Below are 13365 nucleotides of genomic sequence, written 5' to 3'. Positions count from 1 at the left end.
GATTCCACGAAACGGTCGGACGCGGCTCACATGGGACGCCGTCCGGCCTGTCAGCCGCCGAGCGCCTGCCCCAGCGCCTTCGCCGCCGCGATGATCCGCGGCGACAGCGCCTCCATCCGCGCGGGGGTCAGCCGGGCCGAGGGGCCGGCGAGCGCGAGGGCGGCCACCGGATCGCCGAGGCCGCCGAAGACCGGTGCGGCGATCGCGGACAGCCCGGCGGCGGATTCGTCGATGTCGCGTGCGAAGCCCGTGTGGCGGATCGTCGCCAGGTCGGCGGTCAGGGCGCCCTGATCGGTCAGCGTCGCGTCGGTCAGCGTCGGCAGCGGCCCGCGGCCCAGCAGCGCCTGCACGCGGTGCAGCGGCAGATGGGCGATCAGCGCCTTGCCGGGGGCCGAGGCGTGCAGTGCGATGCGCGAGCCGTCGGGCAATTCGGCCCGGACCGGATGGTCCGGTGCGACGCACGCCACGATCAACGCCGCGTCGCCATCGGCCACGGCCAGCAGCGCCGTCTCTCCCGCTTCGGCCGCGAGGCCGCGCAGGATCGGCGCCGCCCGCTGGCCAAGCGAGCCGCGCCGCAGGAAGGCCGCGCCCAGCCGGAATGCCGCCGGTCCCACGGACCAGCGTTGTGTCGCCGGGTCCATCTCGGTCAGCCGCCGCGCAGCAAGTGTCGTCAGCAGGCGCAGCACGGTCGTCGCGGGCAGGCCGAGGCGGGCGGCGAGTTCGGCCCGCGTCAACCCGTCCGCATCCGCCAGCGCCAGCAGCACATCGGCGGCGCGGGCAACGACACGGGAGGTATCGGGTTCGGCGGGCTTGCTGATGCTCATCGGAGTCGGGCCATGGCGGGGGACTGGCGGACATGGAACTGGTTTCGCCTTGTGCAGGCGGTGAGCCAGTCGCTCGGGCAAGCTGGGGGCGGGTCGGGCGCGTGGCGCGGGCGGCAGATCACCCACTCAGGGTTTCGGGGCCCCGAGCAGTGGTGAGCGGATGCGCGCGTCAGCCGGTCCATCAGCGCCCCTCCTCCTGCGGCGTCGCCCAGCCCTTGACAGCGCGTGCCCGCCTTTTCCTCGCGCTCGTCCAGATCGCCCGGCAGGTCGATGGGATTGCCCTCCGCCGCCGCTTCGGCGGCAAGCTCGCGAGCTGTCTCGGCCAGCGCCTCTGCCGCGGTATGCACGGGCGGGTCGGCTTTCCGGGTCCGGGCCGTCCGGGCAGGCTTCGTCATGGCGGGTCCTCGGCAACTGAGGAGTGCAATCTTGGCCGGCGCGGCGGCGCGGTCAACTGGGCGCTCGTGCCAGGGAATGAGGCGGCGGCGCGCATGCAATGTGGCGCGCCGCCGCGTTTCTGTTCCCGTCTATCCTTCGGGGAAGAACACGAAGCGGATCACGAACAGGCCCGCCACGATCCAGGTGGCCGGATGCACCTCGCGCGCGCGGCCGGTCAGCAGCTTGATGACCGCGTAGCTGACGAAGCCGAAGGCGAGGCCGTTCGCGATCGAATAGGTGAACGGCATCGCGATGGCGGTCAGCACCGCGGGCGCGGCCTCGGTCGAATCGTCCCAGTGAACCTCGGCGAATTCGCGCAGCATCAGCGTCGCGACATAGAGCAGCGCGGGTGCCGTGGCGTGGGCGGGCACCGATCCGGCCAGCGGGGCGAGGAACATCGCCAGCAGGAACAGCACCGCGACCGTGAGCGCGGTCAGCCCCGTGCGTCCGCCCGCCTGCACGCCCGACGCGCTTTCGACATAGGCGGTGGTGGAGGACGTGCCCAGCATCGATCCCGCGACGATCGCCGTCGAATCCGCCATCAGCGCCCGGCTGAGGCCCTTGTTGGTGTGCTGCGGGCCCTCGATCAGCAGCCCGGCGCGCTTGGCGACGCCGATCAGCGTGCCGGTGGCGTCGAACACCTCGACCAGCACCAGCACCAGGATGACGTGGAACAGTCCGGTCTGCAGCGCGCCCAGCACGTCGAGCTGCATGAAGGTCGGCGCGATGGCCGGCGGGGCCGAGAAGATGCCGCCGAACTGGCTGACGCCCAGCAGGATCGAGGCGACCGTGATGACAAGGATGCCGATCAGGATCGCCCCCGGCACCTTCAGGTGATCCAGCGCCGCGATGATGAAGAACCCGGCGATGGTCAGCAGCGGCGCCGTCTGGGTCAGATCGCCGAGCGCGACGAAGGTGGCCGGGTTGGCGACGACGATGCCCGAGGATTTCAGCGCGATGATGGCAAGGAACATCCCGATCCCCGCGGCGATGGCGCTGCGCATCGAATGGGGAATCCCCTCGATCAGCCAGCGGCGGATGCCGGTGACGGACAGGATCAGGAAGATCACGCCGGAAATGAACACTGCGCCAAGCGCCTCCTGCCAGGAATAACCCAGCGCGCCGACCACGGTGAAGGCGAAGAAGGCGTTCAGCCCCATGCCGGGCGCCATCCCGATGGGCCAGTTCGCCCACAGCGCCATGATCAGCGAGCCGAGCGCCGCGGCAAGGCAGGTCGCCACGAAGACGGCGTTCCGGTCCATCCCCGTGGTCGAGAGGATGTCGGGGTTGACGAAGATGATGTAGGCCATCGTCAGGAAGGTGGTCAGCCCGGCGAGCAGTTCGACCCGCACGCTGGTGCCCTTTTCCCGCAGGCCGAAGTATTGTTCGAGCATTGTTGTCCCTCGGGCGGTTATTCCGCGCCGGTCAGCCTATGACAGGAAAGCCCTGCGAAACCATTAGCAAAGCCGAGCGACAGTTTCTCGATCATCGGAAATTTCCAAGAATGTCGCAAAGCTGCATCAGCATCGGGCACCCTTGGCGCGGCCCCGGCTTTTGCTAGTCTGCGCGCCAGCAGAAAGGATCGCCCATGCGTTACAGCCGCGACTTGCGCGGATACGGCCAGCACGCGCCCGACCCGAAATGGCCGGGCGGCGCGCGGATCGCCGTCCAGATCGTCGTCAACTATGAGGAGGGGGGCGAGAACAGCATCGAGCACGGCGACGCCGCCTCCGAGGCGTTCCTGTCGGAAATCACCGGCGCCCAGCCCTGGCCGGGCCAGCGGCACTGGAACATGGAATCGATCTACGACTACGGCGCCCGCGCCGGGTTCTGGCGGCTCTACCGGATGCTCGAAGGCATCCCCGTCACCTGCTACGGCGTGGCGACGGCGCTGGCCCGCAGCCCGGAACAGACCCGCGCGATGATCGACGCCGGGTGGGAGATGGCGACCCACGGGCTGAAATGGATCGACTACAGGGACGTGCCGCGCGAGGTCGAGGCGGAGCATATCCGGCAGGCCGTGGAGCTGCACAGGCACGTCACCGGCTCGCGGCCGCTGGGCTTCTATCAGGGCCGGACCTCCATGAACACGGTGGCGCTGGGCTGCGAGGAGGGGGGCTTCGAATATCTGGCCGATTCCTACGCCGACGAGCTGCCCTACTGGCACGTCCACGCCGGCAAGCCGCAGTTGATCGTGCCCTACACGCTCGACGCCAACGACATGCGCTTCGCCAATGGCGGGTTCACCAATGGCGAGGAGTTCTTCCTGTATCTGCGCGACGCCTTCGACTGCCTTTATCGCGAGGGCGCGGAGGGGCGGCCGCGGATGCTGTCGATCGGGCTGCATAACCGGCTCGCCGGGCGGCCGGGCCGGGCCGAGGGGCTGAAGCGGTTCCTCGACCACGCCCGCGCGCATGAGGGCGTCTGGTTCGCGACCCGGCTGGACATCGCCCGGCACTGGGCGGCGACCCATCCTCATGTCGCCATCGAGCGCCCGTCGCAGATGGAGCGGGACGCCTTCGCGGACCGCTTCGGCTCGATCTACGAACACTCGCCCTGGGTGGCCGAGCGGGTCTGGGACGGCGAGATGGGGGCGGCGCATGACGGTGCGGCGGGCCTGTCGGCGGCGATGGCGCGGCAGTTCCGCGCCGCATCCGACGGCGAGCGGCTGGCGGTCCTGCGCGCGCACCCGGATCTGGCGGGCAAGCTCGCCGCGGCGAGGCGGCTGACGGCGGACAGCACCGCCGAACAGGCCAGCGCCGGGCTGGACGCGTTGACCGACGCCGAACGGGCCGAGTTCACGCGCCTGAACGACGCCTATACGGACAGGCACGGCTTTCCCTTCATCATCGCCGTGCGCGACCACGACAAGGCCGGGATCATGGCGGCGATGGCCCGGCGTGTGCAGAACGACACCGCCACCGAGCGGATCGAGGCCGAGCGGCAGGTGATGCGGATCGCGGAACTGCGGCTGAAAGCGGCGCTGGAGTAGGGGGCGCTGCCCCCGTCGCGCCTCGCGCGACTCCCCCGGGATATTTTCAGCCGCCCGATGACAGGAGAGACGGATGATCGACGAGACGACCCCCACCGGCAACCCGGCCACGATCCCCGGCGAGATGCCGGACCAGCCGACCGTCCGACCGGGCAGCTATGCCGGGCCCGTTGCCGGGCTGCCGCCGCAGGCCGGGCTGACCACCGATACGGCCGTGTTCACCGATGCCTATGCGGTCATCCCCCGCAGCGTCATGCGCGATATCGTCACCAGCTTTCTTCCTGGCTGGACGGGGATGCGGATGTGGATTCTCGCCCGGCCGCTGACCGGCTTTGCCGAGACGTTCAGCCAGTATGTCGTCGAACTGGCCGAGGGCGGCGGGTCGGACAGGCCAGAGGACGACCCGGAGGTGCAATCGGCGATCTTCGTCACCGGCGGCGAGGTGGACGTGACCATCGCGGGCGTGTGTCACCGCCTGACGCCGGGCGGGTTCGCCTATGTGCCGCCGGGAACCGACTGGGCGATCCGCAATGCAACGCCGGGGAATGCGGGCTTTCACTGGTTCCGAAAGCGCTGGCAGCCGGCGGCGGGGGTGACGCCGCCCGATCCGGTCATCGCCAATGAGCGCGATATCGCTCCCTCGCCCATGCCCGACACCGAGGGCGCCTGGGCGACCACCCGCTTCGTGGACCCGGCGGACCTGCGCCACGACATGCACATCACCGTGGTGACCTTCGGGCCGGGCGGCTCCATCCCCTTTGCCGAGACGCATGTGATGGAGCACGGGCTGTTCGTGCTGGAGGGCAAGGCCGTCTATCGCCTGAACCGCGACTGGGTCGAGGTGGGCCCCGGCGACTTCATGTGGCTGCGCGCCTTCTGCCCGCAGGCCTGCTATGCGGGCGGGCCGGGGCGGTTCCGCTACCTGCTCTACAAGGACGTGAACCGTCACGCGCCGCTTTGGCCGATGCGGGGGTAATCGGCGGGGCAGTGCGCTGAAGCGCACCCTACGATCGACGGGGTGCGCTTCAGCGCAGCTTGTCGCCCACCCCCATCGGCTTCCCGGCCACATAGGTCTGCGCCACCGCCCGGTCGTCGCCCATGATCTGCAGGATGAACAGCTCCTCGGCCAGCGTCCGGGCCGCCTCGGCGCGCAGCGCCATTGCGGGGGTGGCGCGGGGGTCCAGCACGACGAGGTCGGCATGGCGGCCGGGCTCGATCGCGCCGATCTCGTCCTCCATCCCCAAGGCGATGGCGTTGCCGCGAGTCGCCCAGTGGAAGGCCTGCAAGGGGTGCATCCTGCGGCCGTTGAGCTGGGCGATCTTGTAGGCCTCGCTCAGCGTCGCGAGCATGGAATAGCTGGTGCCGCCGCCCACATCGGTGGCAACGCCGGTGACGACGCTCGCCTCCCGCATCGCGTGATCGTCGAAAAGGCCCGAGCCGAGGAACAGGTTCGAGGTCGGGCAGTGGATCGCGCGCGCGCCGGTTTCAGCCATGCGGGCGATCTCGCGGTCGCTCAGGTGGATCGCGTGGCCCATCAGGCTGCGCGGGCCGAGCAGGCCGTGGCGGTCGTAGATGTCCAGATAGTCGCGGGCTTCCGGGTAAAGCTCGCGGGTGAAGTCGATCTCGGCGAGGTTTTCGCTCAGATGGGTCTGGATGTGGAGGTCGGGGAACTCGGCCGCCAGCGCGCCCGCCGCCTGAAGCTGCTCGGGCGTCGAGGTGATCGCAAAGCGCGGGGTGATCGCGTAGCGCAGGCGGCCGCGCCCGTGCCAGCGGTCGATCAGCGCGCGGCTGTCGTCGTACCCCTGCTGCGCCGTGTCGCGCAGCCCGTCCGGGGCGTTGCGGTCCATCATCACCTTGCCGGCGACCATCGCCATGCCGCGCGCGTCCGCCGCCGCGAACAGCGCCTCGGCGCTGGCGGGGTGGACCGAGCAGAAGGTGCTCGCCGTGGTCGTGCCGTGCGCCAGCAGCAAGCCGAGGAATCTATCCGCCATGTGGGCGGCGTGTTCGGGCGAGGCGAACTTCAGCTCGGCGGGAAAGGTGTAGGTGTTCAGCCAGTCCAGCAGTTGCTCGCCCCAGCTGGCGATCACCTGCACCTGCGGGAAATGGATATGCGGGTCGATGAAGCCCGGCAGGATCAGGTTCGGGCGGTGGTCGATCTCGGTCGCGTCGTGGTGGCGCAGGTCGGCGTGGTCGCCGACCGCCTCGATGCGGCCGTCTTCGATCAGGATCGCGCCGTCTTCCCAGAAGCGGTGGTTGTCGGCGGTGTCGGCCGGGTCGGCGTGAAACGTCAGCACGCGGCCGCGCAGAAGGGTTTTCATGGGGCGGTCCTTGGCTGGCTCAGGGGGTGGTCAGCGCCGGCTGGGTGGCGGGCGCCAGCAGCCGCGTCATGATCTCGGCGGCGGTGAAGGCGGCGATCACCTCGGGGCGCTTGTCGCGAGGGAAGCCCGCGCCGATGGGGCAGGTGAGGGGCGACGGGTCCACCCCCTGCGAACGGGCGAAGCGGGCGAAGGTCGCGCGCTTGGTGCGGCTGCCGATCATGCCGATATAGGCGGCGTCCTGCCGCGCCAGCGCCTCGACGCCGAGCAGAAAATCCAGCGCGTGATCGTGGGTGAGGATGACATAGGCGGCACCGGGCGGGGCGGCGCGGATCTCCGCCTCGGGCAGCGGCGTCAGTTTTGTGATCACACCGGGCGCGGCCAGTGCCAGTTCCGCCGCGCGCTGGTCGATCAGCCGGGGCGAAAGCGGCAGCGGCATCAGCGCCCGCGACAGCGCCCGGCCGACATGGCCCGCGCCGAAGATCAGCACCGGCGGGCCGGGCGGGCGCGGGGTCGCCGGTTCGCGGTCGAGCCGCAGTTCCACCCGGCCGCCGCAGCACTGGCCGATTTCCGGGCCGAGCGGCACGTCCATCACCGCCGAAGCCTCTCCCTTCGCCAGCATCTGCCGGGCCCGGTCGATGGCGAGGTATTCCAGCTGCCCGCCGCCGATGGTGCCGGTGAGGGCATCGGGGCCGACCATCATCTCGGCCCCTTCCTCGCGCGGGGTGGAGCCGCGGGCGCGGGTGATGCGGACGCGGATCATGGCCGCGCCCGCAGCCGTTCCACCGCCATCAGCACCTGCTCGGGCGTCGCCGGTGCGTCAAGGCGCGGGCATTCGCGGTAATCCACGACTGACGCCACCGCCTGACCGATGGCTTCGAAGACCGAGATTCCCAGCATGAAGGGCGGCTCGCCCACGGCCTTGGAGCGCTTGATCGTCCGCTCCTTGTTCACCGACCAGTCGGCCAGCTTCACGTTGAAGATCTTGGGCCGGTCGGACGCCAGCGGGATCTTGTAGGTGGACGGCGCGTGCGTCCGCAGCCGGCCTTTCGCGTCCCACCACAGTTCCTCGCTGGTCAGCCAGCCGGTGCCCTGCACGAAGGCGCCCTCGACCTGGCCCTTGTCGATGGCCGGGTTGATGGACCGGCCCACGTCATGCAGCACGTCGGCGCGCTCGATCACGTATTCGCCGGTCAGCGTGTCCACCGACACCTCCGCGCAGGCGGCGCCGTAGGCGTAGTAGTAGAACGGTCGCCCGCGCCCCTCGGCCCGGTTCCAGTGGATCTTCGGCGTGGCATAGAAGCCTGCCGCCGAAAGCTGCACGCGGGCGAGATAGGCGGTCTGGATCACCTCGGAGAACGGGATCAGCTCGTCGCGGACGCGGATGTGATCACGCACGAAGGCGATCTCCTCGGGCTCGGCGTCCTTCGCCTTGCACAGGAACTCGACCAGCCGCGCCTTGATCTGGTTGCAGGCGTCCAGCGCCGCCATGCCGTTCAGGTCGGTGCCCGAGGATGCAGCGGTGGCCGAGGTGTTCGGCACCTTCTCGGTCGTGGTCTTGGTGATCCGCACCCGCTCGACCCCGACATGGAAGGCGTCGGCCACCACCTGCACGATCTTGGTGTGCAGCCCCTGTCCCATCTCGCAGCCGCCGTGGTTCAGCTGGATCGAGCCGTCGGTATAGATATGGACCAGCGCGCCCGCCTGGTTGAAATGCGTGGCGGTGAAGCTGATGCCGAACTTGACCGGCGTCAGCGCGATGCCCTTGCGGATCACGCCGCCTTTCGCGTTCCAGTCCAGCACCGCCTTGCGCCGGGCCGCGTAGTCGCACGACCCCTCCAGCTCCTCGATGAGCTGCGGCAGGATCATGTCCTCCACCGGCTGGTGATAGGGGGTGAGCTGGCCGTTCTGGTAGAGGTTCGCCTTGCGCACGGCCAGCGTGTCCTGCCCGGTCGCGTAGGCGATTTCTTCGACGATCCGCTCGGCCACGATCACGCCTTGCGGGCCGCCGAAGCCGCGGAAGGCGGTGTTCGAGACGGTGTTGGTCTTCAGCGGATGACTGCGGATCTCGACGTTCGGGTAGAAATAGGCGTTGTCGGCGTGGAACAGGGCTCGGTCGGTGACGGCCATGCTGAGATCGGCGGAAAAGCCGCAGCGGGCATACCAGTCTCCGCTCACCGCCGTGATCCGGCCATCGTCGTCGAAGCCGACGCTGTAATCCACGACGAAATCATGCCGCTTGCCGGTGGCGATCATGTCGTCGTCGCGGTCGGGGCGCAGCTTGACGGCGCGGTGCCATTTCTTCGCGGCGATGGCGGCGACGCAGCAGAACAGGTTCATCTGCGTTTCCTTGCCGCCGAAGCCCCCGCCCATGCGGCGGACGTTCACGACGACGGCGTTGGCCGGAACCCCCAGCGCATGTGCCACCATGTGCTGCACCTCGGTCGGGTGCTGGGTCGAGGTGAAGATCGTCACCTCCTCATCCTCGCCGGGGATCGCCAGCGCGATCTGGCCTTCAAGGTAGAAGTGGTCCTGCCCGCCGATCACGAAGCGGCCGTCGATCCGGCGGGGCGCGTCCGCGAGGGCGGCTTCCGGCTCGCCCCGGCGCAGGGTCATGCCGGGCTGCACCAGCGCCCCGCCCGAGTCCCTGGCAGCGATCGGGTCCAGCACGAAGGGCAGTTCCTCATATTCGACCCTCGCCAGCGCCGCTGCGCGGCGGGCCTGATCGCGGGTTTCGGCGATCACGGCGAAGATCGGCTGACCGTGGAACTGCACGATTTGCGCGAAGATCGGGTCGTCTTCCTTCTGGACCGGGCTTACGTCATTCGCGCCGGGGATGTCGGCGGCGGTCAGCACGTCGATGACGCCCGGCGCGGCCAGAACCGCGGCGAGATCCATGGAGCGGATGCGGCCATGCGCCACCGACGACAACCCCAGATAGGCGTGCAGCGTTCCCTGCGGCACCACCAGATCGTCGGTGTAGTCCGCGCGGCCGGTCACGTGCTTTATGGCCGATTCATGCGGCGTCTCGGCCAGCGTTTCGGCGGGGGCGACGGCGATGTGATCGTGCTTCATCTTACTCTCCCACGGCGCGGTTGAGGCGGACGGGCCGGGCGGCTTCCGACTGCTCCAGCCAGAAGCGGCGGAAGAAATTGGCAGCGACCGCGGTGCGATACTCGGCGCTGGCCCGCCAGTCCGAAAGCGGCGAGAAATCCCCGGTGACGGTCAGCGCCGCGTCCTCGAACGTCTCGGCGGTGAAGGGCTGGCCGCCCAGCGCCGCCTCGGCCTCGAACGCGCGGCGGGGGATGCCGGCCATCCCGCCGAAGGCGATGCGGGCGTCTGCGATCACATCGCCTTCCACGACCACCCGGAACCCTGCCGCGACGGCCGAGATATCGGCGTTCGCACGTTTGGAGACCTTGTAGGCCGCGATCAGCGCCTCGCCCTTTTTCGGGATCACGATGGTTTCCACGAACTCGCCGGGCGCGCGGTCCTGCTTGCCGTATTCGATGAAGAAATCCTCCAGCGCGATCTGCCGCCGCGAACCGCCCTTCCTCAGCACGGTCCTTGCCCCCAGCGCGATCAGTAGCGGCGGCATTTCCCCGATGGGAGAGCCGTTGGCGATGTTGCCGCCGATCGTGCCGGCGTTGCGGACCTGCCAGCCGCCGATGCGGAGGATGTAATCCTCGACCTCGGGGAAATGCTCGGCCACCAGCGGCACGAACTCGGAATAGGTCACGCCCGCGCCGATGCGGAGCGCGTCGTCCGTGACTTCGATCTCCTTCATCAGATGGCCGGTGAACACGGCGGGGCTGATGGGGCGCAGGAACTTCGTCACCCACAGCCCCACATCGGTCGCCCCGGCGACGATGGTGGCGGTCGGATGCTCTTCCAGCACCTGCGCCAGATCGTCGGTATCGGCGGGCAGGATCGCCCGTTCCTCGCCCCGGCGCACATCGGCGCGGGCCGCCATGGCGGAAAGCCTGGCCGTCACCTCGGCCCGCTCGACGTTCAGCGCATCCCGCGCCTGCCCGCCCGCGCGGCCCGCCGCGAGGGCGGCCTTCACGATCGGCTCGTATCCCGTGCAGCGGCACAGATTGCCCTGCAACGCCGTCTCGATCTGCACCACGGTCGGGTCGTCATGGGTCATCCACAGACCATACATCGCCATCACGAAGCCCGGCGTGCAGAAGCCGCACTGGCTGCCGTGATGCTCCACCATCGCCGCCTGGATGGGGTGCAGCCCGCCATCGGCAGCTTTCAGATGCTCGATCGTCACCACATGACAGCCGTGGCACGAGGCGAGGAAACGGATGCAGGCGTTGATCGGCTCATAGACCAGCCGCCCTTCGTGCAGCCGCCCGACCATCAACGTGCAGGCGCCGCAGTCCCCCTCGGCGCAGCCTTCCTTGGTGCCGGTCAGGCGCCGCCCCAGCCGGATGAAGTCCAGCAGCGTGTCTGCCGGTCCCGCCTCGGTCAGCACGATCTCGGTGTCGTTCAGCAGAAAGCGGATGGGCTGGCTCATGCGCGGTCCTTTCGTGCGGCGAGTCAGACGTAGGACACCCTGCAGGGTTGCCGAATGCCTTTCGATGGTGAACAGTTTACACCCGTTCTTGAAAATGGACCCCCTGAATGTCGTATCTGGACAGTCTGCGCGTGTTCGTCCGCGTGGTCGAGAAGGGCTCGATCACCGCCGGCGGGCGCGAGATGCGGCTGTCGCCGGCGGGCGCGTCGAACCGCATCAAGGAGCTGGAGAACCATTTCGGCGTCCGGCTGCTGAACCGCACCACCCGCAGCCTGACCACGACCGAGATCGGCCAGCTTCTCTATGACAGCGCCCGCAAGATCCTGGAGGCGGTGGACGAGACCGAGGCGCTGGTCGCCAGCCATTCCGGCTCGCCCCAGGGGGCGATCCGGGTGGTGGCGCCGCTGGGGATCGGGCGGCGGCTGATCGCCCCGCTGATCCCGCGTTTCTGCGAACGCTGGCCGGATGTGCAGGTGCGGCTGCGCCTGACCGACCGCAACGTGAACCTGATCGAGGATTCCGCCGACCTGGCCTTCTTCCTCGGCGAGCCGCAGGATTCCACCTTCGCCTGGCGCAGGATCGACGACTTCGCGCGGGTGCTGGTCGCCGCGCCTTCGTATCTGGCGGCGCAGGGCACACCCGCCGTGCCCGACGATCTGATGGCGCATAACTGCCTGCTGCTGCGCTTTCCGCGCTCGCCCGAATATTTCTGGGTGCTGGAGACGCCCGAGGGCCGCCGCAAGCTTGCCGTAAGCGGGCGGTTCGACGCGGATTCCGGCGACGTGCTGACCGAATGGGCGCTGGCCGGGGCGGGGATCGCCAACCGGCCGCGCTACGAGGTCGCGGCGCATCTGGCCGATGGATCGCTGGTCGAGGTGCTGCCCGACACGCCCCCGATATCGGCGCAGTTCGGCATCCTGATGCCGCATCGCCAGCTTCAGGACCCCAAGGTGCGGCTGTTCGTGGACTTCGCGGCGCAGGAGCTGCGGGGTGTCGGAGAGGCCGTCAGGCCCCCGGCTGCGGCCCGTAAAGATAATCCCGAGTGATCGGCGCTGCGTCCGTCCTGCGGGAAAGCTGGAACTGCCAGACATCGTTGCGGCCGCAGCGGAAGGTCGCCTCGCAGGCGGCGAGATAGAATTTCCACATCCGCACGAAACGGGCGTCATGGATGGCCTGGGCTTCGGCGGCGCGGGCGGTGAACCGGTCGAACCAGTGGCGCAGCGTCATCGCGTAGTGAAGCCGCCAGCACTCGATATCCGCGACCCGCAGCCCCGTCCTTTCGATGGCGGGCGTCACCTCGGACATCGAGGGGACGTGGCCGCCCGGAAAGATGTGCTTGCGGATCCAGGCGTTGGACGGCGCCGAGGGGGCGGCATGGCCGATGGTGTGGATCAGGGCGATGCCGTCCTCGGTCAGCCGGTCGCGGACCACCCGGAAATAGGCACCATAATTGGGCCGCCCCACATGCTCGAACATGCCGACCGACACCACCCGGTCGAACGACTCGCTCACGTTGCGGTAGTCCTGAAGCCGGAACTCCACCTGTCCGGCCAGCCCCGCCCGATGGGCGCGGGTCCGGGCGATGGCAAGCTGCTCTTCGGACAGCGTGATGCCGACCACCTTCGCGCCGTAATCGCGCGCGAGCGTCAGGGCCATTCCGCCCCAGCCGCAGCCGATATCCAGGACCCGCATCCCCGGCTGGATGCACAGCTTCCGCGCGATGTGGTGCTTCTTGTCGGACTGCGCCTTTTCCAGCGTGTTGCCGGGATCGCGGAAATAGGCGCAGGAATACTGCTTGTCCGCGTCGAGGAACAGGTCGTAGAGCGCCGGCGTCAGATCGTAGTGATGCGCCACGTTGGCGCGCGATCGCCGCAGCCCGTTGAGTTGCCGCAGCGGCGAGACGACGCTGCCCGCCGCCTCCCGCAGCCGATACCACCTTGCCGGATCGGGCGCCGCGGTGTTCCTGACTGCCGTCTCGAGGAAGCCGTGGAGGTCGTCACCGTCAATTGTGAGCGTGCCGTCCATATAGGCCTCGCCCACCGCCAGTTGCGGGTCGAGCGCGATGCGCCGCAGCGTGGCGTCGTCCCGGATCGCCACGCACGGACCCTCGCCCGATCCGTATTGCACGATCCGCCCATCGGGGTAACGGATCGTCAGCGCGCCATGGCGCAGGAAGGACCGGAGCATCCGGTCGAGAACCGACTGCCACATCCGCGAAGCCCCCCTCTTTCCCCCTCGTCGCAGCATCCGGGCAGGATCGGTCCGGTTTCCGGG

At 69.1% G+C, this 13365-nt stretch carries 11 protein-coding genes; 3 read left to right on the top strand and 8 right to left on the bottom strand.

The genetic code is table 11. The features are described from left to right. Positions 1 to 50: 50 nt before the first annotated feature. The 3 genes from KTN05_RS04405 to KTN05_RS04395 all read right to left on the bottom strand — a co-directional run bounded on the left by KTN05_RS04405 (position 51) and on the right by KTN05_RS04395 (position 2653). Positions 51 to 824 (bottom strand): IclR family transcriptional regulator, encoded by a 774-nt coding sequence (locus KTN05_RS04405; RefSeq protein ID WP_217328172.1) that lies wholly within the window; start codon positions 822 to 824, stop codon positions 51 to 53. Continuing rightward, positions 821 to 1219: a hypothetical protein gene (locus tag KTN05_RS04400; RefSeq protein WP_217328171.1), complete on the bottom strand. Its 399-nt coding sequence runs from the start codon at positions 1217 to 1219 to the stop codon at positions 821 to 823. Before KTN05_RS04400 ends, KTN05_RS04405 begins: the two co-directional genes overlap by 4 nt. Before the next feature lie 129 nt (positions 1220 to 1348). Then, a complete protein-coding gene (locus KTN05_RS04395; protein WP_217328170.1) occupies positions 1349 to 2653 on the bottom strand; it encodes an NCS2 family permease in 1305 nt (434 codons plus the stop codon). Between the two features lie 194 nt (positions 2654 to 2847). On the opposite strand from KTN05_RS04395, the gene puuE reads away from it, so the two are divergent. Continuing rightward, positions 2848 to 4251, top strand: coding sequence for an allantoinase PuuE (puuE, locus tag KTN05_RS04390; RefSeq protein ID WP_217328169.1), 1404 nt, complete (start codon positions 2848 to 2850; stop codon positions 4249 to 4251). A 124-nt stretch (positions 4252 to 4375) separates the two neighbouring features. Next, positions 4376 to 5227, top strand: coding sequence for a bifunctional allantoicase/(S)-ureidoglycine aminohydrolase (locus tag KTN05_RS04385; protein WP_217328325.1), 852 nt, complete (start codon positions 4376 to 4378; stop codon positions 5225 to 5227). Between the two features lie 49 nt (positions 5228 to 5276). Here KTN05_RS04385 and guaD read toward each other — a convergent pair whose 3' ends face one another. The 4 genes from guaD to xdhA are packed head-to-tail and all read right to left on the bottom strand — an operon-like array spanning position 5277 to position 11091. Next, positions 5277 to 6569 (bottom strand): guanine deaminase, encoded by a 1293-nt coding sequence (gene guaD / locus KTN05_RS04380; protein WP_217328168.1) that lies wholly within the window; start codon positions 6567 to 6569, stop codon positions 5277 to 5279. Positions 6570 to 6588: 19 nt separating this feature from the next. Further along, positions 6589 to 7329 carry a xanthine dehydrogenase accessory protein XdhC gene (xdhC, locus tag KTN05_RS04375; RefSeq protein ID WP_217328167.1) on the bottom strand — a complete coding sequence of 247 codons (741 nt, stop codon included), beginning with the start codon at positions 7327 to 7329 and terminating at the stop codon, positions 6589 to 6591. Beyond that, positions 7326 to 9641, bottom strand: a complete 2316-nt coding sequence (gene xdhB, locus KTN05_RS04370) for a xanthine dehydrogenase molybdopterin binding subunit (protein ID WP_217328166.1) — start codon at positions 9639 to 9641, stop codon at positions 7326 to 7328. The genes xdhC and xdhB overlap by 4 nt, the downstream gene beginning before the upstream one ends. Position 9642: 1 nt before the next feature. Further along, positions 9643 to 11091: a xanthine dehydrogenase small subunit gene (gene xdhA, locus KTN05_RS04365; RefSeq protein ID WP_217328165.1), complete on the bottom strand. Its 1449-nt coding sequence runs from the start codon at positions 11089 to 11091 to the stop codon at positions 9643 to 9645. Between the two features lie 107 nt (positions 11092 to 11198). Between xdhA and KTN05_RS04360 the strand changes: the two genes are divergently transcribed. Further along, positions 11199 to 12137, top strand: coding sequence for a LysR family transcriptional regulator (locus KTN05_RS04360; RefSeq protein ID WP_217328164.1), 939 nt, complete (start codon positions 11199 to 11201; stop codon positions 12135 to 12137). Here the strand turns inward: KTN05_RS04360 and KTN05_RS04355 are convergent. Continuing rightward, positions 12097 to 13302 (bottom strand): cyclopropane-fatty-acyl-phospholipid synthase family protein, encoded by a 1206-nt coding sequence (locus KTN05_RS04355; RefSeq protein WP_217328163.1) that lies wholly within the window; start codon positions 13300 to 13302, stop codon positions 12097 to 12099. The genes KTN05_RS04360 and KTN05_RS04355 overlap by 41 nt on opposite strands. Positions 13303 to 13365: the final 63 nt, after the last annotated feature.

Source organism: Paracoccus sp. Z118, assembly GCF_019061185.1.
Taxonomy (GTDB): domain Bacteria; phylum Pseudomonadota; class Alphaproteobacteria; order Rhodobacterales; family Rhodobacteraceae; genus Paracoccus.
The sequence above is the reverse complement of the archived record's forward strand: the minus strand, read 5'-3'. Positions and strand labels throughout refer to the sequence as shown.

What these genes read in the sequence shown, in the direction of transcription:
- guaD (WP_217328168.1), bottom strand. Translation starts at nt 6,569, where the DNA reads ATGAAAACCCTTCTGCGCGGCCGCGTGCTGACGTTTCACGCCGACCCG.
- KTN05_RS04360 (WP_217328164.1), top strand. Translation starts at nt 11,199, where the DNA reads ATGTCGTATCTGGACAGTCTGCGCGTGTTCGTCCGCGTGGTCGAGAAG.
- KTN05_RS04395 (WP_217328170.1), bottom strand. Translation starts at nt 2,653, where the DNA reads ATGCTCGAACAATACTTCGGCCTGCGGGAAAAGGGCACCAGCGTGCGG.
- xdhB (WP_217328166.1), bottom strand. Translation starts at nt 9,641, where the DNA reads ATGAAGCACGATCACATCGCCGTCGCCCCCGCCGAAACGCTGGCCGAG.
- puuE (WP_217328169.1), top strand. Translation starts at nt 2,848, where the DNA reads ATGCGTTACAGCCGCGACTTGCGCGGATACGGCCAGCACGCGCCCGAC.
- KTN05_RS04355 (WP_217328163.1), bottom strand. Translation starts at nt 13,302, where the DNA reads ATGTGGCAGTCGGTTCTCGACCGGATGCTCCGGTCCTTCCTGCGCCAT.
- KTN05_RS04400 (WP_217328171.1), bottom strand. Translation starts at nt 1,219, where the DNA reads ATGACGAAGCCTGCCCGGACGGCCCGGACCCGGAAAGCCGACCCGCCC.
- xdhA (WP_217328165.1), bottom strand. Translation starts at nt 11,091, where the DNA reads ATGAGCCAGCCCATCCGCTTTCTGCTGAACGACACCGAGATCGTGCTG.
- xdhC (WP_217328167.1), bottom strand. Translation starts at nt 7,329, where the DNA reads ATGATCCGCGTCCGCATCACCCGCGCCCGCGGCTCCACCCCGCGCGAG.
- KTN05_RS04385 (WP_217328325.1), top strand. Translation starts at nt 4,376, where the DNA reads ATGCCGGACCAGCCGACCGTCCGACCGGGCAGCTATGCCGGGCCCGTT.
- KTN05_RS04405 (WP_217328172.1), bottom strand. Translation starts at nt 824, where the DNA reads ATGAGCATCAGCAAGCCCGCCGAACCCGATACCTCCCGTGTCGTTGCC.